This is a genomic window from Pseudomonas sp. B10(2017), assembly GCF_002113295.1.
GTDB classification, from domain to species: domain Bacteria; phylum Pseudomonadota; class Gammaproteobacteria; order Pseudomonadales; family Pseudomonadaceae; genus Aquipseudomonas; species Aquipseudomonas pudica.
This window is the reverse complement of the sequence record NZ_NEJU01000006.1, coordinates 97301-116666: the sequence shown is the minus strand read 5'-3', so window position 1 is coordinate 116666 and position 19366 is coordinate 97301. Positions and strand designations below refer to the sequence as shown.

Sequence of the window (19366 nt, the reverse complement as noted above, 5' to 3'; positions counted from 1 at the left end):
TTACAGGTAGTTGGCGTTGGCAGCGTCCAGGGTGCCCTGGGCCTGCATGATCAGTTCGCAGAATTCACGGGCCGCGCCTTCGCCGCCACGTGCCTGGGTCACGCCATGGGCGTGTTGGCGCACGAACGGCGCGGCGTTGGCGACCGCCATGCCCAGGGCCACGCGGCGGATTACCGGCAGGTCGGGCAGGTCGTCGCCAAGGTAGGCCACTTGAGCATAGCTCAGGCCCAGTTCGGCGAGCAGGCCGTCCAGCACCACCAGTTTGTCCTCGCGGCCCTGGTACAGGTGCGGGATGCCGAGGTTCTTCGCCCGGCGCTCGACCACCGGGGTCTTGCGCCCGCTGATGATCGCGGTGGTCACGCCCGAGGCCATGAGCATCTTGATGCCCTGGCCGTCGAGGGTATTGAACGTCTTGAACTCGCTGCCGTCCTCTAGGAAGTACAGGCGCCCGTCGGTGAGCACGCCGTCCACGTCGAACACTGCCAGCTTGATGTTCTTGCCGCGTTGCATGAGGTCCTGGTTCATTCCATCGCTCCTTTACATCACGCCGGCGCGCAGCAGGTCGTGCATGTTCAGGGCGCCGGTGGGGCGGTCCTCGCGGTCCACCACCACCAAGGCGCCGATCTTGTGGTCTTCCATGATCTTCAGGGCCTCGGCCGCGAGCATTTCGGCGCGGGCCGTCTTGCCGTGCACGGTCATTACCTGGTCGATCAGGGTGGTGTGGACATCGATGTTGCGGTCAAGGCTGCGGCGCAGGTCGCCGTCGGTGAAGATCCCCGCCAGCTTGCCATCGGCTTCGACGATCACGGTCATGCCCAGGCCTTTGCGGGACATTTCAAGGAGTGCGTCCTTGAGCAGGGTGCCGCGGGGCACCTGGGGCAGTTCGTCGCCGGCGTGCATCACGTTCTCCACCTTGAGCAGCAGGCGGCGGCCCAGAGCACCACCCGGGTGCGAGAAGGCAAAGTCTTCCGCGGTGAAGCCGCGAGCTTCGAGCAGGGCAATGGCCAGCGCGTCGCCCAGCACCAGCGATGCGGTGGTGGAGGAGGTGGGTGCCAGGTTCAGCGGGCAGGCCTCTTGCTCGACGCGGGCGTCGAGGTTGACCTCGGCAGCCTGGGCCAGGGGCGAGTCCGGGTTGCCGGTCAGGCTGATCAGCTTGATGCCCAGGCGCTTGATCAGCGGCAGCAGGGTGACGATTTCGGCGGTGCTGCCGGAGTTCGACAGGGCAAGGATGACATCATCGCGGGTGATCATGCCCATGTCGCCATGGCTGGCTTCGGCCGGGTGCACGAAAAACGCCGGCGTGCCGGTGCTGGCCAGGGTGGCGGCGATCTTGTTGCCGATGTGCCCGGACTTGCCCATGCCGACCACGACGACCCGGCCCTTGCTGGCCAGGATCAGTTCGCAGGCCTTGACGAAATTGTCGTCGATGCGCGCCAGCAGGGCCTCTACGGCCTCGAGTTCCAGGCGCAGGGTGCGTTGGGCGGATTGGATCAGCTCGCTGGATTGGCTCATGTCGAAAAAGCAATGCCTGATGAAAAGGCGGCGATTATAGCTGCAATGAAAGAAACCCTCACGCTTTCGATTGCCGTGGTGAATGTCTGGTCAGCCTGTCGCAGGGCTGAACGACTCGTTAGCCGGCCTTGGGGCGGTGCTGTCAGCGGTGCTATAGTTCGCCGCTATTCGGCCTGCCTGGGGCGCTTGTGCCTTCCAGATGGAGGCCGACGTCCATTAGGACGAGGCTGCACTAGCAAGGAGTCTAGATGAGTGTGGATAGCGCCTACGCGGTCGAGTTGAAGGGGGTTACCTTCAAACGCGGTTCGCGCAGCATTTTCAGCAATGTCGACATTCGCATCCCGCGCGGCAAGGTCACCGGTATCATGGGACCATCGGGTTGCGGCAAGACCACGTTGCTCCGCCTGATGGGCGCGCAGCTGCGCCCCTCCAGCGGTGAGGTCTGGGTTGCCGGGCAGAACCTGCCGACGCTGTCGCGCAGCGACCTGTTCGACGCTCGCAAGCAAATGGGGGTGCTGTTCCAGAGCGGCGCGCTGTTCACCGATCTCGATGTGTTCGAGAACGTCGCGTTCCCGCTGCGCGTGCACACCCAGCTGTCGGACGAGATGATCCGCGATATCGTGTTGATGAAGCTGCAGGCCGTGGGGCTGCGCGGTGCCATCGACCTGATGCCCGACGAGCTGTCCGGTGGCATGAAGCGCCGTGTGGCGTTGGCCCGGGCGATTGCGCTGGACCCGCAGATCCTCATGTACGACGAACCGTTCGTCGGCCAGGACCCGATCGCCATGGGTGTATTGGTGCGTCTGATCCGCCTGCTCAACGACGCCCTGGGTATTACCAGCATCGTCGTTTCCCACGACCTGGCGGAAACCGCCAGCATTGCCGACTACATCTATGTCGTAGGTGATGGCCAGGTGCTGGGCCAGGGGACGCCTGACGAGCTGATGGGCTCGGACAACCCGCGCATTCGCCAGTTCATGAAGGGCGACCCGGACGGCCCGGTGCCTTTCCATTTCCCTGCGCCTGACTACCGCGCCGACCTGCTGGGAGCGCGTTGATGCGCAGAAAATCCTTACTCGAACGTGTCCGCCTGCTGGGGCGCTCGGCCATTGACGTGCTGGCGGTGCTGGGGCGCTCCTGCCTGTTCCTGTTCCATGCACTGATCGGCCGTGGCGGCATCGGTGGCGGCTTCCAGCTGCTGACCAAGCAGCTGTACTCGGTGGGCGTGCTGTCGCTGGCGATCATCGTCGTGTCCGGCGTGTTCATCGGCATGGTGCTGGCGCTGCAGGGCTTCAGCATCCTGACCAAGTACGGCTCGGAGCAGGCGGTGGGGCAGATGGTCGCCCTGACCCTGCTGCGTGAGCTCGGCCCGGTGGTGACGGCATTGCTGTTCGCTGGCCGTGCCGGTTCGGCGCTCACCGCGGAAATCGGCAACATGAAGTCCACCGAGCAGCTGTCGAGCCTTGAAATGATCGGCGTCGACCCTCTCAAGTACATCGTCGCGCCGCGGCTGTGGGCCGGTTTCATTTCGCTGCCGTTGCTGGCGCTGATTTTCAGCGTGGTCGGCATCTGGGGTGGCTCGTGGGTCGCGGTGGACTGGCTGGGCGTCTACGAGGGCTCGTTCTGGGCCAACATGCAGAACAGTGTTTCGTTCACCGACGACGTGCTCAACGGGCTGATCAAGAGCCTGGTATTTGCCTTCGTCACGACCTGGATCGCCGTATTCCAGGGGTACGACTGTGAGCCCACCTCAGAAGGGATCAGCCGTGCCACCACCAAGACCGTGGTCTATGCCTCGTTGGCAGTGCTGGGTCTGGACTTTATTCTGACCGCCTTGATGTTTGGAGATTTCTGATGCAAAACCGCACCCTGGAAATCGGTGTCGGCCTGTTCCTCCTGGCCGGGATCCTGGCGCTGCTGCTGCTCGCCCTGCGTGTCAGCGGGCTGTCGGCCAGCCCGAGCAGCGATACCTATAAAGTTTATGCCTACTTCGACAATATCGCTGGTTTGACGGTCAGAGCTAAAGTGACCATGGCCGGTGTGACCATCGGCAAGGTTACCGCCATCGATCTGGACCGTGATTCCTACACCGGTCGGGTGACGCTGCAACTGGACAAGTCGGTGGACAACCTGCCGACCGACTCCACGGCCTCGATCCTGACGGCCGGGTTGCTTGGCGAGAAGTACATCGGCATCAGCGTGGGCGGTGAGGACCAAGTGCTCAAGGACGGCGGGACCATCCATGACACCCAGTCGGCGCTGGTGCTGGAAGATCTGATTGGCAAGTTCCTGCTCAACTCCGTTGGCAAGGAACCGAAAGAAGCGCAACCGGCTAATTAAGGAGTTTCCATGATTTCGATCCTGCGACGTGGCTTGCTGGTCCTGCTGGCGGCCTTCCCCCTGATGGCGCTGGCCGCGCAGTCTCCGCATGACGTGGTGCAGAGCACCACCACAGAGCTGCTGGGTGAGCTCAAGGCCAACAAGGAGCAGTACAAGTCCAACCCGCAAGCGTTCTACGACGCCCTTGACCGTATCCTCACGCCCGTGGTCGATGCCGACGGTATTTCCAGAAGCATCATGACCGTCAAGTACTCGCGCAAGGCCACGCCCGAGCAGATGCAGCGCTTCCAGGAAAACTTCAAGCGCAGTCTGTTCCAGTTCTACGGTAACGCCCTGCTGGAGTACAACAACCAGGGGATCGTCGTGGACCCGGCCAAGGCCGATGACGGCAAGCGTGCCTCCGTAGGCATGAAGGTCACCGGCAACAATGGCGCCGTGTACCCGGTTCAGTACACTCTGGAAAACCTGGGTGGCGAATGGAAGGTGCGTAACGTGATCGTCAACGGCATCAACATCGGCAAGCTGTTCCGCGACCAGTTCGCCGATGCCATGCAGCGCAATGGCAACGACCTGGACAAGACCATCGACGGCTGGGCCGGCGAAGTGGCCAAGGCCAAGCAGGCCGCCGACAACTCGCCAGAGAAGACCGTCAAATGAGTGAGGCCGGCGTAAGCATGGCCGAGCCGGGCGTGCTGCGCCTGGCCGGCGTGCTGGACTACCGCAGCGGGCCCGCCCTGCGCAAGCAGGGCAGGGCGCTGATCGCGGGCTGCCGCGAGGCGCAGTTGGTGCTCGATTGCTCGGCTGTACAGCGCTCCACCAGTGTCGGCCTGTCGTTGCTGCTGGCCTTCATGCGCGATGCCCAGGCCACCGGCAAGGGTTGCCAGGTGCGCGGTATGCCCGACGACATGCGGGAAATTGCCGAGGTCTATGACCTCGATGAAGTGCTGGCAACCTGATGTTCCGGCACGGATGATGGCCCCTCGGTCAGCGAAGCCCTCGTTGGGCTTCGCAGGCGAGGGGCTTTTTTGTATGATGGCCGACCCGTGCGCATCGGGCGCCGATTGAGGTTGAGCATGCAGGCCGTAGAAGTTAAAAGCTTCCTTGAAGAGAAATTGCCGGGTTCCCGGGTCGAAGTTGAAGGCGAAGGCTGCAACTTCCAGTTGAACGTGATCAGCGACGAGTTGGCTGGCCTGAGCCCGGTCAAACGCCAGCAGGCGATCTATGCTCACCTGAATCCGTGGATCGCCAATGGCAGCATCCATGCGGTAACCATGAAATTTTTCAGCAGCGCAGCCTGGGCTGAGCGCACCTGAGCCAACGTGGCGGCGAGATTCCAATGGACAAACTGATTATTACTGGCGGCGCTCGCCTTGATGGCGAGATCCGCATTTCGGGCGCGAAGAACGCAGCCCTGCCGATTCTGGCGGCGACCCTGCTGGCCGACGGCCCGGTCACCGTGGGCAACCTGCCGCACCTGCACGACATCACCACCATGATCGAGCTGTTCGGCCGCATGGGCATCGAGCCGGTGATCGACGAAAAGCTGGCGGTCGAGATCGACCCACGCACCATCAAGACCCTGGTCGCGCCTTACGAGCTGGTCAAGACCATGCGCGCCTCGATCCTGGTGTTGGGCCCGATGGTCGCCCGTTTCGGCGAGGCCGAAGTGGCCCTGCCTGGCGGTTGCGCCATTGGTTCGCGCCCGGTCGACCTGCACATCCGTGGCCTCGAGGCCATGGGCGCGAAGATCGAAGTCGAAGGCGGCTACATCAAGGCCAAGGCGCCTGAGGGTGGCCTGCGCGGTGCGCACTTCTTCTTCGACACCGTCAGCGTGACCGGTACCGAGAACATCATGATGGCCGCTGCCCTGGCCAAGGGCCGCAGCGTGCTGCAGAACGCCGCGCGCGAGCCGGAAGTGGTCGACCTGGCCAACTTCATCAACGCCATGGGCGGTAATGTCCAGGGCGCCGGTACCGACACCATCGTCATCGACGGCGTCGAGCGTCTGGGCTCGGCCAACTACCGCGTGATGCCGGACCGTATCGAGACCGGCACCTACCTGGTTGCCGCTGCCGTGACCGGTGGTCGCGTCAAGGTCAAGGACACCGACCCGACCATCCTTGAAGCAGTACTGGAAAAACTCAAGGAAGCCGGCGCCGACATCAATACCGGCGACGACTGGATCGAGCTGGACATGCACGGCAAGCGGCCGAAAGCCGTCAACCTGCGTACCGCCCCGTACCCTGCTTTCCCGACCGACATGCAGGCGCAGTTCATCTCGCTCAACGCCATTGCCGAAGGCACCGGTGCAGTGATCGAGACAATCTTCGAGAACCGCTTCATGCACGTCTATGAAATGCACCGCATGGGCGCGCAGATCCAGGTCGAAGGCAACACTGCCATCGTCACAGGCGTCAAGGCGCTGAAGGGTGCCCCGGTAATGGCCACCGACCTGCGTGCTTCCGCCAGCCTGGTGCTGTCGGCGCTGGTAGCCGAAGGCGATACCCTGATCGATCGCATCTACCACATCGACCGTGGTTACGAGTGCATCGAAGAAAAACTGCAGATGCTGGGCGCGAAGATCCGTCGCGTGCCGGGCTAATCGTCTGCCTGGTGCATCCTGTGGGAGTGCGGTTTGCCCGCTTTCGCAGGATGCGCCTAACGAATTGAATGCGGTCGGGCTCTACGCCCGGCCGGCAGTAGCCGCTTAAGGACCGACGTTCCAATGTTGACCATCGCGCTTTCCAAAGGCCGTATTCTCGACGATACCCTGCCATTGCTGGCCGAGGCCGGTATCGTGCCGACCGAGAACCCGGACAAGAGCCGCAAACTGATCATCCCCACCACGCAGGACGATGTGCGCCTGCTGATCGTGCGTGCCACCGACGTGCCGACCTATGTCGAGCATGGTGCCGCCGACCTGGGTGTGGCCGGCAAGGATGTGCTGATGGAGTACGGCGGCCAGGGCCTGTACGAGCCCCTGGACCTACAGATTGCCCGCTGCAAGCTGATGACCGCCGGTGTGGTCGGTGCACCTGAGCCCAAGGGCCGTCTGCGCGTGGCTACCAAGTTCGTCAACGTAGCCAAGCGCTACTACGCCGAGCAGGGCCGCCAGGTCGACATCATCAAGCTGTACGGCTCGATGGAGCTGGCACCGCTGATCAATCTCGCCGACAAGATCATCGACGTGGTCGACACCGGCAACACCCTGCGTGCCAACGGCCTGGAGCCCCAGGAACTGATCGCCACGATCAGCTCGCGCCTGGTGGTCAACAAGGCCTCCATGAAAATGCAGCACGCCCGTATCCAGAGCCTGATCGACACGCTGCGCGAAGCGGTCGAATCGCGACACCGCGGTTGATTCCTGCGCGCGACCTTCGCTGTCGCGCCCATCTATCCGCGTCATAGCCATTTTTCTCGGGTGCCCGCGCGGATGGACTGGTAGCTTAGGGTGCCTGAGCATTCGCCAATAATCGAGGCCCTCGCCATGACCGTGTCCACTGCAATTGCCCGTCTCAACGCTGCTGATCCGGATTTCGCCCGACATCTGGATCATCTGCTGAGCTGGGAAAGTGTGTCCGATGACGCGGTCAACCAGCGCGTGCTCGACATCATCAAGGCCGTGCGCGAGCGTGGCGATGCGGCGTTGGTGGAATTCACCCAGCGTTTCGATGGTGTCGATGCCAAGTCGATTGACGACCTGATCCTCAATCGCGAGCGCCTGGAACTGGCCCTGACCCGCATTACCCCGGCCCAGCGCGAAGCCCTGGAAAAGGCCGCCAACCGCGTGCGCATGTACCACGAGCGGCAGAAACAGGACTCCTGGCAGTACACCGAAGCCGACGGCACCGTGCTCGGCCAGAAGGTCACCCCACTGGACCGCGCCGGCCTGTATGTGCCGGGTGGCAAGGCGTCGTACCCGTCGTCGGTGCTGATGAACGCCATCCCGGCCAAGGTTGCCGGCGTGGCCGAAGTGGTGATGGTGGTACCGACCCCGCGTGGCGAGGTCAACGAACTGGTGCTGGCGGCTGCCTGCATCGCCGGTGTCGACCGTGTGTTCACCGTCGGCGGTGCCCAGGCTGTCGCCGCCCTGGCGTACGGTACCGAAAGCGTGCCGCAGGTGGACAAGATCGTCGGCCCGGGCAACATCTACGTTGCCACCGCCAAGCGCCACGTGTTCGGCCAGGTGGGTATCGACATGATCGCCGGCCCGTCGGAAATCCTCGTGGTGTGCGATGGTCAGACCGACCCGGACTGGATCGCCATGGACCTGTTCTCCCAGGCCGAGCACGACGAAGATGCCCAGGCCATCCTGGTGAGCCCGGACGCCTCCTTCCTCGACCGCGTTGCTGCCAGCATCGACAAGCTGCTGCCGACCATGGAACGTGCCGAGATCATCGAGAAGTCGATCAATGGCCGCGGTGCGCTGATCCAGGTACGTGACATGCAACAGGCCATGGAAGTGGCCAACCGCATTGCACCCGAGCATCTGGAGCTGTCGGTGGCCGACCCGCAGGCCTGGCTGCCGCACATCCGCCACGCTGGCGCGATCTTCATGGGCCGCCACACCAGCGAAGCGCTGGGCGACTACTGCGCCGGCCCCAACCACGTGCTGCCGACTTCCGGCACCGCGCGTTTCTCGTCGCCGCTGGGGGTGTACGACTTCCAGAAGCGCTCGTCGATCATTTTCTGCTCCGAGCAGGGCGCGTCCGAACTGGGCCACACCGCCTCGGTCCTGGCCCGTGGCGAGTCGCTGACTGCCCACGCCCGCAGCGCTGAATACCGCATCCTGACCCAAGAGAAGGGGAACTGAGCATGAGTCGATTCTGGAGCCCCTTCGTCAAGGACCTGGTGCCTTACGTGCCGGGCGAGCAGCCCAAGCTGGCCCGCCTGGTCAAGCTGAACACCAACGAAAACCCCTACGGCCCTTCGCCCAAGGCGCTGGAGGCCATGCGCGGCGAGCTGAACGACAACCTGCGCCTGTACCCGGACCCGAACGGTGACCGGCTGAAGCAGGCGGTGGCCGAATACTATGGCGTGACCCCGGCACAAGTATTCGTCGGCAACGGCTCGGACGAGGTGCTGGCGCACATCTTCCACGGCCTGTTCCAGCATGACGCACCGCTGCTGTTCCCGGACATCAGCTACAGCTTCTACCCGGTCTACTGCGGCCTGTACGGTATTGCCTTCGAGCAGGTGGCGCTGGACGAGCAGTTCCAGATTCGCATCGAGGACTACGACAAGCCCAACGCCGGCATCATCTTCCCCAACCCCAACGCGCCGACCGGTTGCCTGATGCCGCTGCAGGTGGTGGAGCAGTTGCTGCAGGCCAACCGTGATTCGGTGGTGGTGGTTGATGAAGCCTACATCGACTTCGGTGGCGAAACCGCAATCAGCCTGGTGGACCGCTATGACAATCTGCTGGTCACTCAGACCCTGTCGAAGTCGCGTTCGCTGGCCGGGTTGCGGGTTGGGCTGGCGGTGGGGCACCCGGACTTGATCGAGGCGCTGGAGCGGATAAAGAACAGCTTCAACTCCTACCCGCTGGACCGTGCCGCGATCGTTGGCGCGGCGGTGGCGTTCGAGGACCGCGAATACTTCGAGGAAACCTGCCGCAAGGTGATCGACAGCCGCGAGGTGTTGGTCGGGCAGCTGCAGGCCAAGGGCTTCGAAGTGTTGCCGTCGGCAGCCAACTTCATCTTCGCTCGCCATCCGCAACGAGATGCCGGTGAGCTGGCTGCGCGACTGCGCGAACAGGGCGTGATCGTGCGCCACTTCAAGCAGCCGCGCATTGCCCAGTTCCTGCGCATCACCATTGGTACGCCAGAGATGAACCAGGCGCTGCTCGATGCGTTGAACTGACGCCATCCACTGCCCTGCGCGGTCCTTGTAGGAGCGGCCTTGTGTCGCGAAAGGGCGCTCCTACAAAAGATCGCGCCAGGTTTTTAATCGCTGCTCTCTTCAATGACAAACACTTTGCCCACCGGTATGCTGCGCCAATTCATCGGATGATTGGTTGAGTTGAATGAGTAGCGAATTGACCAAGCGTTCACTGGTCGAACTGGCCGTCGAGCGCATGCGCGAACGCATCGTGCTGGGCGACTGGCAGGTTGGCCAGCGTTTGCCGACCGAGCCGGAGCTTGCCCTGCAGTTGGGCATAAGCCGCAATACCGTACGCGAGGCCATGCGTGTGCTGGCGTTCAGTGGCCTGGTGGAGATCCGCCAGGGCGACGGCAGCTACCTGCGTACCGCCCAGGACCCGCTGCAGGCGGTGCAGGCGATGTCACGCTGCACGCCCGAGCAGGCCCGCGAAACCCGGCATATCCTCGAAGCCGAGGCCATTGGCCTGGCCGCACTGCGCCGAACCGACGCCGACCTGCAGGCGCTGCGTGAAGCCCTGGCCAATAGCGCCGGGCATTTTCACGGTGATATCGATGCTTATGTGGCCTGCGACCTGGTGTTTCACCAGCGGCTGGTCGATGCCGCCCATAACCCGGCCTTGAGTGAGCTGTACCGGTACTTTTCCGGGGTGGTGGCTGCCGCGCTGCAGCACAACATGGCGACCGTGCCGCGCTGTCAAGCCACGTTCGACTTGCATGGGCAGATACTTGCCGCCATCGAGCAACGCGATGCGGAGCAGGCCAAGCGCCTGAGCCGTACCCTTATCGCATCCTGACTCCGAGAAGGCCATGGCTGATTCCATCACCCGTAACACCCCACCGAGCGAGCGGGACCTCGAAGAATTGCTGATCGACGCCGAGGCTGACGACGAGCAGGTCCAACAGCAGCCGGTACCGATACAGCGGCCTTGGCTGTTGTTGCTTGGCCTGGTGCTGGTGGCATTGAACCTGCGCCCGGCATTGTCGAGCATGGCGCCGGTGCTGGGCCAGGTGTCCGAAGGCTTGGGGCTGAACGCCTCGCAGGCCGGTTTGCTGACCACCTTGCCAGTGCTGTGCCTGGGGCTGTTCGCCCCTTTGGCGCCGGTGCTGGCGCGGCGCTTTGGCAGCGAGCGGGTGATCCTCGGCATTCTCGCCACCCTGGCGCTTGGCATAGTCGTGCGCAGTAGCTTGGGGGCCACCGGGGTGTTCCTCGGCAGCCTCATGGCGGGTGCCAGCATCGGCATCATTGGCGTGCTGTTGCCGGGCATCGTCAAGCGCGATTTCCCGCAGCACGCTGGCACGCTGACCGGCGTGTACACCATGGCGTTGTGCCTGGGCGCCGCCATGGCGGCTGGTGCTACGGTGCCCCTGGCCCAGCACTTCAACGACAGCTGGGCGCTGGGCCTCGGCTTCTGGATGTTGCCGGCCCTGCTGGCCATGCTGGTGTGGCTGCCGCAGGCCCGCCAGGGCCATGGCCTGCACAAGGTAGCTTATCGCGTGCGTGGGTTGTGGCGTGACCCGCTGGCCTGGCAGGTAACCCTGTACATGGGCCTGCAGTCATCACTGGCCTACATCGTATTTGGCTGGTTGCCATCGATTCTGATCGGTCGCGGCCTGAGCCCGACCGAGGCGGGGCTGGTGCTGTCGGGGTCGGTGATCGTGCAGCTGGTCAGCTCGCTCAGTGCGCCCTGGCTGGCCACTCGCGGCAAGGACCAGCGCCTGGCGATCCTGCTGGTCATGCTGATTACCCTGGCCGGCCTGTTCGGGTGCCTGTATGCGCCGCTGTCCGGGCTGTGGGGTTGGGCGGTTGTGCTGGGCCTGGGGCAGGGCGGTACCTTTGCCCTGGCGCTGACCTTGATCGTGCTGCGCTCGAAGGATGCCCATGTGGCGGCAAACCTGTCGAGCATGGCGCAGGGGGTGGGCTATACCTTGGCGTCGATGGGGCCGTTTGCGGTGGGGCTGGTGCATGACCTGACCGGGGGCTGGGCGGCAGTGGGGTGGATCTTTGCCGTGCTGGGGCTGGGTGCCATCGTGTTCGGCCTGGGAGCCGGGCGGGCTTTGCATGTGCAGGTGAGCAGCGAGAAAGTCTGACGTTGATGTTGGCAGTGCCGGCCCTTTCGCGGGTAAACCCGCTCCCACAGCTACTGCACAATTTTCAAGATGTGTGCGATCCCTGTGGGAGCGGGTTCACCCGCGAAGGGGCCGGTACTGGCATAAGCAACCGGGGCAGATTATCGTGCTGCTTTCATCCCCAGGACGGACCAGCCCCCATGAGCGACGCCAACCGCGACCTGATCACCCGCTTCTACCAGGCCTTCCAGCGCCTGGATGCCGAGGCCATGGTCGCCTGCTACAGCGACGATATCGCCTTCAGCGACCCGGTCTTTGGCACCTTGCGTGGCAAGGATGCAGGCGACATGTGGCGAATGCTCACCAGCCGGGCCAAGGACTTTACCCTGACCTTCGACAACGTCCGCGCCGATGAATGCACGGGCGCCGCACATTGGGTGGCCACCTACCTGTTCAGCCAGACCGGCCGCACCGTTGTCAACGATATCCAGGCGCGTTTCGTGGTCCGTGACGGGCTGATCTGCCAGCACGATGACCAATTCGACTTGTGGCGCTGGTCGCGGCAGGCGCTGGGTGTGCCTGGCATGCTGCTGGGCTGGTCGCCGCTGGTGCAGAACAAGGTGCGCCAGCAGGCGTTCAAAGGCCTGCGGGCGTACCAGCATGCTCAAGGCAGCGCTACCGCCTGATCACTCTTGTGATAGCTGAAGGTGGCGCGTTCATCGAGGTCGTTCGGTAGACGGATGCGAATGACAGGTATGAATGTGCCATTGGTCCTGTACCAATCTCGTTGATCGGCCTGAGCTTGTTGCAATGCGCCATACGCGCCTTCGATATGGAAGAACGACTGGATTGGCAGCCTGTTGGACTGCTCTTCGTCCCACGCACCGATCACCACCTCGTTCCACGGGAACGGTAGTTCAGGCGCAAACAACTGTTTGGCGCGTATGCTCTGGTAGAAGGCTTCAGCCCGCTCGGGAACCCGCGCCCGGCGGATATCGAATGCGCATTGGGCCTTGTAGTCGCCGCTTTGCCGGAACCGCTCCATCCACTGCTCGGCAGTGAGTACTCCCTGTTCATGGCAGGCCGCTTCGGTTGCGGCCGTTTGCCGATTGTCGCCGCAACCGCGTTTGTCACGCTCCCAGGTATCACCGTCAGTGGGCCAGGCGCATAGCATTTCGTAGCGCAAGCTGTCTTTTGGGCGTTGCAGCAGCGGGTACAGGGTAAAGCCGCTACGGCCGTCGGCAGCCAGCTGCGTGGTGGGAATGTCGCTGCGCAGGTATGAAAACGATACGCCGCCCTTGTCCTTGCTGTTCTGGCTATGATGCCAGGAATGATAATGCGGTGAAGGTTTGGTTGACCTTAGCAAGACGCCCGAACAGGCATGGGCAGGTACCGCGTTGCCTGGGCAATGCGCGGGCGTGGAATCGTAGTTTTTCTGCAACTGCTCGGCGGTCCGGGCGCCGATGGAGGCCTGGGCGGCGGATGCGCCGGCCAACAGGGCAGCGGCAAGCAAGGTGCGGGATACTGAAGTGAGCATGATGAAGCCCTTATGAGGGTGGGCTCACCAAATTAATGATGGAAAGAGCAGGCGTCGTGAGTGAAAAAGTGCCGGATCAGGCAGTAAAACCTTGGTATGTCTACTTGGTAAGGGCTGCCAATGGATCGCTGTATTGCGGTATCAGCGATGACCCGCAGCGGCGTTTTCTGGCGCACCAGAAAGGGCAGGGCGCGCGTTACTTCAAGACCAGCCCGGCCCAGGCGCTGGTGTATGTGGAGCAATGGCCGGACAAGGGCGAAGCATTGCGCCAGGAGCGGCTGGTGAAGCGGCTGCGCAAGGCGGCGAAGGAGGCGCTGGTGGCCTCCTATGAGGCTGAGTCTTCCGCTATTTAGGGCCGCTTCGCGCCCCAGGGCCCTCAGTCCTTGCGACGCTTCAACTGATCCACCAAGGTGGTCGGAAGCCCCTTGATGATCAAGGTCCCTGCCGCTTCGTCATACTCGACCTTGTCCCCCAGCAGGTGCGCTTCGAAGCTGATCGACAATCCCTCGGCACGCCCGGTGAAACGGCGGAACTGGTTGAGGGTGCGCTTGTCCGCGGGGATTTCAGGCGACAGGCCGTAGTCCTTGTTGCGGATGTGATCGTAGAACGCCTTGGGCCGGTCCTCGTCGATCAGGCTGGACAGTTCTTCCAGCGTGACCGGCTCGCCCAGCTTGGTCTGGGTAGTGGCGTACTCGACCAGGGTCTGGGTTTTTTCGCGAGCGGACTCTTCCGGCAGGTCTTCGCTCTCGACGAAGTCGCTGAAGGCCTTGAGCAGGGTGCGGGTTTCGCCCGGGCCGTCGACGCCCTCCTGGCAGCCGATGAAGTCGCGGAAGTAGTCCGAGACCTTCTTGCCGTTCTTGCCCTTGATGAACGAAATGTACTGTTTGGAATTCTGGTTGTTCTTCCACTCCGACAGGTTGATGCGCGCCGCCAGATGCAGCTGGCCAAGGTCGAGGTGGCGCGAAGGCATCACATCAAGCTCGGCGTTCACCGCCACGCCTTCACTGTGGTGCAGCAGGGCGATCGCCAGGTATTCGGTCATGCCTTGCTGGTAGTGGGCAAACAGGATATGGCCGCCGGTGGACAGGTTGGACTCCTCCATCAGCTTCTGCAGGTGCTCCACGGCCACGCGGCTGAAGGCGGTAAAGTCCTTTTCTTCGTCCAGGTACTGCTTCAGCCAGCCGCTCAGCGGGTAGGCCCCGGACTCGCCGTGGAAAAAGCCCCAGGCCTTGCCTTGCTTGGCGTTGTAGCTGTCATTGAGGTCGGCCAGCAGGTTTTCGATGGCGTCGGAAGCGGCCAGTTCGGAATCGCGGGCATGCAGTACGGCGGGGCTGCCATCGGGCTTTTTGTCGATCAGGTGAACGATGCAATGACGGATTGGCATGGAATTCTCGGGGAGATGCAAAAGTCGTCCAGTTTACCCTAGACACCAGGTGGTGCAGTGGCCGGATGTTGGCAGAAATGGCGGTTGTTCGTTTTTTGTTCAAATTTGTGCGTTTTAGGCTAAAACCCCCGAAAAACCTGCATTAAATCGAAGCGCGCAGCGGATATTTATCCGTTCCTGTGGTAGCTTTGCGCGGTCTTGCGCCCCTTGTGTGGCGCATTGCTGGCAGCGTGCTGTCGTCGTGTCGAACCAAACGTCGATTTGCGTATCTACATACGCGATTGGCGCGGCCCTCCACTTTCAGGGGCTGGCCCGATAACGTCGTAGTGCGCTGCATAACCAACGAATTTGATAGGGAAGGAACACCACCATGGCATTGACCAAAGACCAACTGATTGCCGACATCGCCGAATCGATCGCCGCGCCAAAAGCCACCGCCAAGAACGCTCTGGAGCAACTGGGCCAGATCGTTGCCGACCAGCTGGAAAACGGCGCTGAAATCACTCTGCCAGGCATCGGCAAGCTGAAAGTCGCTGAGCGTCCTGCCCGTACCGGCCGCAACCCTTCGACTGGCGCTGCCATCGAAATCGCTGCCAAGAAAGTCGTCAAGTTCGTTCCAGCCAAAGTGCTGACCGACGCCATCAACAAGTAATTGTTGAAGCTTTGACGAAACCGCGCCCGGCTTGCCCGGGCGCGGTTTTTTCATGCCCGGTTTTTACGCCCGGCGTGCCAGGCCTGGCGCGCGGCGTCGTCGTGGAAGCTCCAGGCGACCATGCGGCTTTGCTTCTGTCCCTGGCCCATTTCACTGATGCGCACGGCCTTGACGCCCGTTTTCCTGAGCGCGGCCTCGATCCCCGGCAGGTTGCTGGCCTTGGACACCAGGCTGGTGAACCACAGCACTCGCTCGGCGTACTGCACGCTTTCACTGACCAGTTGGGTGACAAAGCGGATTTCGCCACCTTCACACCACAGTTCGTTGTTCTGGCCACCGAAGTTGAGCACCGGCAGCTTGCGCTTGGGGTCCTGCTTGCCGAGGTTCTTCCACTTGCGCTGGCTGCCACGGGTGGCTTCGTCGCGTGAGGAATGGAAGGGCGGGTTGCACAGGGTCAGGTCGAAGCGTTCGCCCTCCTGCAGCAGGCCGCTGAGGATGTGCGCACGGTTGGCCTGCTGGCGGAGGGTGATGGCCTTGCCCAGGCCGTTGGCCTGGACGATGGCCTTGGCCGAAGCCAGGGCCACGGGGTCGATGTCCGAGCCGAGGAAGCGCCAGCGGTAGTCGCTATGGCCCAGCAGCGGGTAGATGCAGTTGGCACCTACGCCGATGTCCAGCGCATGCACCTGGGCGCCCTTGGGGATCTCGCCGGCATTGTCGTCGGCCAGCAGGTCGGCGGCCACGTGGATGTAGTCGGCGCGGCCGGGAATCGGCGGGCACAGGTAGTCGGTGGGGATATCCCAGTGCTGGATGCCGTACTGGGCCTTCAGCAAGGCACGGTTGAACACCCGCACAGCCTCGGGGTTGGCGAAGTCGATGCTGGGTTTGCCGTGGGGGTTGGTGATGGTGAAGCGCGCCAGGTCAGGGTGGGCCTTGATCAGGCTGGGGAAGTCGTAGCGGCCCTGGTGGCGGTTGCGCGGGTGCAGGGTGGGTTTGCGGGTCATGGTCGGGTCCTGAAAAGCATCGCCGGCAAGCCAGCTCCCACAGGTATGGTGCTTTCCTGTGGGAGCTGGCTTGCCGGCGATGGGCTGCGAAGCAGCCCGCTATGGCTTCACTTTTGATTAAAGCGCTGCAATCCGCGCATGCTGCTCTGTGAAGTTGGCCAGGGCCTGTTCGGACTCGGCCAGCTTGGCGCGTTCCTTCTCGATCACGGCAGGCGGTGCCTTGTCGACGAAGGCAGCATTGGACAGCTTGCCACCCACGCGTGCCACTTCACCCTGCAGGCGCTGGATTTCCTTGTTCAGGCGCGCCAGCTCGGCATCCTTGTCGATCAGGCCGGCCATTGGCACCAGCACTTGCAGGTCACCGACCAGCGCGGTGGCCGACAGCGGCGCTTCGTCGGCGTCGCCCAGCACGGTAAACGATTCGACTTTGGCCAGCTTCTTCAGCAGGGCTTCGTTTTCCTGCAGGCGACGCTGGTCGTCGGCGTTGGCGTTCTTGAGGAACAGCGGCAGCGGCTTGCCCGGGCCGATGTTCATTTCGGCGCGGATGTTGCGCAGGCCGACCATCAGCTCCTTGAGCCACTCGATGTCGCCTTCGGCGGCGGCGTCGATGCGGCTTTCATTGGCCACCGGCCATGGCTGCAGCATGATGGTCTTGCCTTCGATGCCGGCCAGCGGCGCGATGCGCTGCCAGATTTCTTCGGTGATGAACGGCATGAACGGGTGCGCCAGGCGCAGCGCAACTTCCAGCACGCGCACCAGGGTGCGGCGGGTACCACGGGCGCGCTCGACTGGGGCGTTCTCGTCCCACAGCACCGGCTTGGACAGCTCCAGGTACCAGTCGCAGTACTGGTTCCAAATGAACTCGTACAGCGCCTGGCTGGCCAGGTCGAAGCGGAACTGCTCCAGCTGGCGGGTCACTTCGGCTTCGGTACGCTGCAGCTGCGAGATGATCCAGCGGTCGGCCAGCGACAGCTCGTAGGCTTCGCCGTTCTGGCCGCAGTCCTCGCCCTTGTCCAGCACGTAGCGGGCGGCGTTCCAGATCTTGTTGCAGAAGTTGCGGTAGCCTTCGACGCGGCCCATGTCGAACTTGATGTCGCGGCCAGTGGAGGCCAGCGAGCAGAAGGTGAAGCGCAGGGCGTCGGTGCCGTAGCTGGCGATACCTTCGGGGAACTCAGCCTTGGTCTGCTTGGCGATCTTCTCGGCAAGCTTGGGCTGCATCATGCCGCTGGTGCGTTTTTCCAGCAGGGCGTCGAGGGTGATGCCGTCGACGATGTCCAGCGGGTCCAGCACGTTGCCCTTTGACTTGGACATCTTCTGGCCCTGGCCGTCACGTACCAGGCCATGCACGTACACGGTCTTGAACGGTACCTGCGGGGTGCCATCCTCGTTCTTGATCAGGTGCATGGTCAGCATGATCATGCGCGCAACCCAGAAGAAGATGATGTCGAAGCCGGTCACCAGCACATCGGTGGAGTGGAATTTCTTGAGGAATTCGGTCTGTTCCGGCCAGCCCAGGGTGGAGAATGTCCACAGGCCCGAACTGAACCAGGTGTCGAGTACGTCGTCGTCCTGGCGCAGGACCACGTCGGCACCCAGGATGTGCTTGGCGCGCACTTCTTCCTCGTTGCGGCCGACATAGACCTGGCCAGCCTCGTCGTACCATGCCGGGATGCGGTGGCCCCACCACAGCTGGCGGCTGATGCACCAGTCCTGGATGTCACGCATCCAGGAGAAGTACATGTTCTCGTACTGCTTGGGCACGAACTGGATGCGGCCATCTTCCACGGCGGCGATGGCAGGTTCTGCCAGCGGTTTGGTGGAAACGTACCACTGGTCGGTCAGCCACGGCTCGATGACAGTGCCCGAACGGTCGCCTTTCGGCACTTTCAGGGCGTGGTCGTCGATGCTAACCAGCAAGCCCTGGGCATCCAGGTCGGCGACGATCTGCTTGCGTGCGACGAAGCGGTCGAGGTTGGCGTACTGGGCCGGCAGGCGGGTGTCCACCTGCTCGTTGACGCTGCCGTCGAGGTTGAAGGCCTGCGCGCTGGCCAGCACGAAGGCGTTCTTGTCGAAGATGTTCAGCAGCGGCAGGTTGTGTCGCTTGCCGACTTCGTAGTCGTTGAAGTCGTGGGCCGGGGTGATCTTCACGCAGCCGGTACCGAACTCGGGGTCGCAGTAGTCGTCGGCGATGATCGGGATGCGGCGGCCAACCAGCGGCAGTTCGACGTACTTGCCGATCAGTGCCTGGTAGCGCTCGTCGTTCGGGTTGACCGCCACGGCGGCGTCACCCAGCAGGGTTTCCGGACGGGTGGTGGCGACTACCAGGTAGTCCTTGCCTTCGGCGGTCTTGGCGCCGTCGGCCAGCGGGTAGCGCAGGTTCCACAGGTGGCCCTTCTCGTCGTGGTTTTCCACTTCGAGGTCGGAGATGGCCGTGTGCAGCTTGGTGTCCCAGTTGACCAGGCGCTTGCCGCGGTAGATCAGGCCGTCTTCATGCAGGCGCACGAAGGCTTCCTTGACCGCTTCGGACAGGCCGTCATCCATGGTGAAGCGCTCGCGGCTCCAGTCGACCGACGAACCCAGGCGGCGGATCTGACGGCTGATGTTGCCACCGGACTGATCCTTCCATTCCCAGACCTTTTCCAGGAACTTTTCGCGGCCCAGATCATGCCGGTTCTGGCCCTTGGCCTCGAGCTGGCGCTCGACCAGCATCTGGGTTGCGATACCGGCGTGGTCGGTGCCTGGCTGCCACAGGGTGTCGCGGCCTTGCATGCGGCGGAAACGGATCAGGGCGTCCATGATCGCGTTGTTGAACCCGTGGCCCATGTGCAGGCTGCCGGTGACGTTCGGCGGCGGGATCATGATGGTGTAGGACTCGCCTGCACCTTGTGGGGCGAAATAGTTCTCGGACTCCCAGGTGTTGTACCAGGAAGTTTCGATGGCGTGCGGCTGGTAGGTCTTATCCATGCGCGGCGGGACCCTGTGCATTTATTC

21 protein-coding genes are annotated in these 19366 nt (G+C 63.0%); 15 read left to right on the top strand and 6 right to left on the bottom strand.

Annotation, left to right across the window (positions count from 1 at the left end):
* Both CAF92_RS10120 and CAF92_RS10115 read right to left on the bottom strand, forming a co-directional pair.
* Entirely contained in the window at positions 1–525 is a 525-nt protein-coding gene (locus tag CAF92_RS10120; protein ID WP_024086339.1) for an HAD family hydrolase, read from the bottom strand.
* 12 nt (positions 526–537) lie between these two features.
* Complete coding sequence (locus tag CAF92_RS10115; RefSeq protein ID WP_003257920.1) at positions 538–1512, bottom strand: SIS domain-containing protein; 975 nt, start codon at positions 1510–1512, stop codon at positions 538–540.
* A gap of 248 nt (positions 1513–1760) precedes the next feature.
* On the opposite strand from CAF92_RS10115, the gene CAF92_RS10110 reads away from it, so the two are divergent.
* The 13 genes from CAF92_RS10110 to CAF92_RS10050 all read left to right on the top strand — a co-directional run bounded on the left by CAF92_RS10110 (position 1761) and on the right by CAF92_RS10050 (position 12487).
* Positions 1761–2570 carry an ATP-binding cassette domain-containing protein gene (locus CAF92_RS10110; protein ID WP_012270662.1) on the top strand — a complete coding sequence of 270 codons (810 nt, stop codon included), beginning with the start codon at positions 1761–1763 and terminating at the stop codon, positions 2568–2570.
* A complete protein-coding gene (gene mlaE, locus CAF92_RS10105; protein ID WP_013971083.1) occupies positions 2570–3367 on the top strand; it encodes a lipid asymmetry maintenance ABC transporter permease subunit MlaE in 798 nt (265 codons plus the stop codon). The genes CAF92_RS10110 and mlaE overlap by 1 nt, the downstream gene beginning before the upstream one ends.
* Positions 3367–3852, top strand: a complete 486-nt coding sequence (mlaD, locus tag CAF92_RS10100; protein WP_003257921.1) for an outer membrane lipid asymmetry maintenance protein MlaD — start codon at positions 3367–3369, stop codon at positions 3850–3852. Before mlaE ends, mlaD begins: the two co-directional genes overlap by 1 nt.
* A 9-nt stretch (positions 3853–3861) precedes the next feature.
* Complete coding sequence (locus CAF92_RS10095) at positions 3862–4509, top strand: phospholipid-binding protein MlaC (protein WP_046615765.1); 648 nt, start codon at positions 3862–3864, stop codon at positions 4507–4509.
* A complete protein-coding gene (locus CAF92_RS10090) occupies positions 4506–4808 on the top strand; it encodes a lipid asymmetry maintenance protein MlaB (RefSeq protein WP_046615764.1) in 303 nt (100 codons plus the stop codon). Before CAF92_RS10095 ends, CAF92_RS10090 begins: the two co-directional genes overlap by 4 nt.
* 117 nt (positions 4809–4925) lie before the next feature.
* Positions 4926–5165, top strand: coding sequence for a BolA family protein (locus CAF92_RS10085; protein ID WP_003255121.1), 240 nt, complete (start codon positions 4926–4928; stop codon positions 5163–5165).
* A 23-nt stretch (positions 5166–5188) separates the two neighbouring features.
* Positions 5189–6454 (top strand): UDP-N-acetylglucosamine 1-carboxyvinyltransferase, encoded by a 1266-nt coding sequence (gene murA, locus CAF92_RS10080; protein ID WP_046615763.1) that lies wholly within the window; start codon positions 5189–5191, stop codon positions 6452–6454.
* 123 nt (positions 6455–6577) lie between these two features.
* Complete coding sequence (gene hisG / locus CAF92_RS10075; RefSeq protein WP_046615762.1) at positions 6578–7213, top strand: ATP phosphoribosyltransferase; 636 nt, start codon at positions 6578–6580, stop codon at positions 7211–7213.
* A 126-nt stretch (positions 7214–7339) separates the two neighbouring features.
* A complete protein-coding gene (gene hisD / locus CAF92_RS10070) occupies positions 7340–8665 on the top strand; it encodes a histidinol dehydrogenase (protein WP_046615761.1) in 1326 nt (441 codons plus the stop codon).
* Between the two features lie 2 nt (positions 8666–8667).
* A complete protein-coding gene (hisC, locus tag CAF92_RS10065; protein ID WP_046615760.1) occupies positions 8668–9714 on the top strand; it encodes a histidinol-phosphate transaminase in 1047 nt (348 codons plus the stop codon).
* Positions 9715–9877: 163 nt separating this feature from the next.
* Entirely contained in the window at positions 9878–10528 is a 651-nt protein-coding gene (locus CAF92_RS10060) for a FadR/GntR family transcriptional regulator (protein ID WP_085600617.1), read from the top strand.
* Positions 10529–10541: 13 nt separating this feature from the next.
* The gene (locus CAF92_RS10055; RefSeq protein ID WP_085600615.1) at positions 10542–11822 is read left to right on the top strand and encodes an MFS transporter; all 1281 of its coding nucleotides are present in this window, start codon (positions 10542–10544) and stop codon (positions 11820–11822) included.
* Between the two features lie 179 nt (positions 11823–12001).
* Positions 12002–12487: a nuclear transport factor 2 family protein gene (locus CAF92_RS10050; RefSeq protein WP_046615757.1), complete on the top strand. Its 486-nt coding sequence runs from the start codon at positions 12002–12004 to the stop codon at positions 12485–12487.
* Here CAF92_RS10050 and CAF92_RS10045 read toward each other — a convergent pair.
* Positions 12466–13338: a hypothetical protein gene (locus CAF92_RS10045; protein WP_085600613.1), complete on the bottom strand. Its 873-nt coding sequence runs from the start codon at positions 13336–13338 to the stop codon at positions 12466–12468. The two genes, CAF92_RS10050 and CAF92_RS10045, sit on opposite strands and share 22 nt — an antisense overlap.
* Before the next feature lie 56 nt (positions 13339–13394).
* Here CAF92_RS10045 and CAF92_RS10040 point away from each other — a divergent pair, with 56 nt between their 5' ends.
* Positions 13395–13691 carry a GIY-YIG nuclease family protein gene (locus tag CAF92_RS10040; RefSeq protein ID WP_046615755.1) on the top strand — a complete coding sequence of 99 codons (297 nt, stop codon included), beginning with the start codon at positions 13395–13397 and terminating at the stop codon, positions 13689–13691.
* 23 nt (positions 13692–13714) lie between these two features.
* On the opposite strand, the gene yejK is transcribed toward CAF92_RS10040, so the two are convergent.
* Positions 13715–14722, bottom strand: a complete 1008-nt coding sequence (gene yejK / locus CAF92_RS10035; RefSeq protein WP_046615754.1) for a nucleoid-associated protein YejK — start codon at positions 14720–14722, stop codon at positions 13715–13717.
* A 370-nt stretch (positions 14723–15092) separates the two neighbouring features.
* Between yejK and CAF92_RS10030 the strand changes: the two genes are divergently transcribed.
* A complete protein-coding gene (locus CAF92_RS10030) occupies positions 15093–15374 on the top strand; it encodes an HU family DNA-binding protein (RefSeq protein ID WP_003257928.1) in 282 nt (93 codons plus the stop codon).
* 50 nt (positions 15375–15424) lie between these two features.
* Here the strand turns inward: CAF92_RS10030 and rlmF are convergent, their stop codons facing one another.
* Positions 15425–16375: a 23S rRNA (adenine(1618)-N(6))-methyltransferase RlmF gene (gene rlmF, locus CAF92_RS10025; protein WP_085600611.1), complete on the bottom strand. Its 951-nt coding sequence runs from the start codon at positions 16373–16375 to the stop codon at positions 15425–15427.
* Between the two features lie 117 nt (positions 16376–16492).
* Positions 16493–19339 carry a valine--tRNA ligase gene (locus CAF92_RS10020; RefSeq protein ID WP_085600609.1) on the bottom strand — a complete coding sequence of 949 codons (2847 nt, stop codon included), beginning with the start codon at positions 19337–19339 and terminating at the stop codon, positions 16493–16495.
* Between the last annotated feature and the right edge of the window lie 27 nt (positions 19340–19366).

What these genes read in the sequence shown, in the direction of transcription:
- CAF92_RS10120 (WP_024086339.1), bottom strand. Translation starts at nt 525, where the DNA reads ATGAACCAGGACCTCATGCAACGCGGCAAGAACATCAAGCTGGCAGTG.
- CAF92_RS10115 (WP_003257920.1), bottom strand. Translation starts at nt 1,512, where the DNA reads ATGAGCCAATCCAGCGAGCTGATCCAATCCGCCCAACGCACCCTGCGC.
- CAF92_RS10110 (WP_012270662.1), top strand. Translation starts at nt 1,761, where the DNA reads ATGAGTGTGGATAGCGCCTACGCGGTCGAGTTGAAGGGGGTTACCTTC.
- mlaE (WP_013971083.1), top strand. Translation starts at nt 2,570, where the DNA reads ATGCGCAGAAAATCCTTACTCGAACGTGTCCGCCTGCTGGGGCGCTCG.
- mlaD (WP_003257921.1), top strand. Translation starts at nt 3,367, where the DNA reads ATGCAAAACCGCACCCTGGAAATCGGTGTCGGCCTGTTCCTCCTGGCC.
- CAF92_RS10095 (WP_046615765.1), top strand. Translation starts at nt 3,862, where the DNA reads ATGATTTCGATCCTGCGACGTGGCTTGCTGGTCCTGCTGGCGGCCTTC.
- CAF92_RS10090 (WP_046615764.1), top strand. Translation starts at nt 4,506, where the DNA reads ATGAGTGAGGCCGGCGTAAGCATGGCCGAGCCGGGCGTGCTGCGCCTG.
- CAF92_RS10085 (WP_003255121.1), top strand. Translation starts at nt 4,926, where the DNA reads ATGCAGGCCGTAGAAGTTAAAAGCTTCCTTGAAGAGAAATTGCCGGGT.
- murA (WP_046615763.1), top strand. Translation starts at nt 5,189, where the DNA reads ATGGACAAACTGATTATTACTGGCGGCGCTCGCCTTGATGGCGAGATC.
- hisG (WP_046615762.1), top strand. Translation starts at nt 6,578, where the DNA reads ATGTTGACCATCGCGCTTTCCAAAGGCCGTATTCTCGACGATACCCTG.
- hisD (WP_046615761.1), top strand. Translation starts at nt 7,340, where the DNA reads ATGACCGTGTCCACTGCAATTGCCCGTCTCAACGCTGCTGATCCGGAT.
- hisC (WP_046615760.1), top strand. Translation starts at nt 8,668, where the DNA reads ATGAGTCGATTCTGGAGCCCCTTCGTCAAGGACCTGGTGCCTTACGTG.
- CAF92_RS10060 (WP_085600617.1), top strand. Translation starts at nt 9,878, where the DNA reads ATGAGTAGCGAATTGACCAAGCGTTCACTGGTCGAACTGGCCGTCGAG.
- CAF92_RS10055 (WP_085600615.1), top strand. Translation starts at nt 10,542, where the DNA reads ATGGCTGATTCCATCACCCGTAACACCCCACCGAGCGAGCGGGACCTC.
- CAF92_RS10050 (WP_046615757.1), top strand. Translation starts at nt 12,002, where the DNA reads ATGAGCGACGCCAACCGCGACCTGATCACCCGCTTCTACCAGGCCTTC.
- CAF92_RS10045 (WP_085600613.1), bottom strand. Translation starts at nt 13,338, where the DNA reads ATGCTCACTTCAGTATCCCGCACCTTGCTTGCCGCTGCCCTGTTGGCC.
- yejK (WP_046615754.1), bottom strand. Translation starts at nt 14,722, where the DNA reads ATGCCAATCCGTCATTGCATCGTTCACCTGATCGACAAAAAGCCCGAT.
- CAF92_RS10030 (WP_003257928.1), top strand. Translation starts at nt 15,093, where the DNA reads ATGGCATTGACCAAAGACCAACTGATTGCCGACATCGCCGAATCGATC.
- rlmF (WP_085600611.1), bottom strand. Translation starts at nt 16,375, where the DNA reads ATGACCCGCAAACCCACCCTGCACCCGCGCAACCGCCACCAGGGCCGC.
- CAF92_RS10020 (WP_085600609.1), bottom strand. Translation starts at nt 19,339, where the DNA reads ATGGATAAGACCTACCAGCCGCACGCCATCGAAACTTCCTGGTACAAC.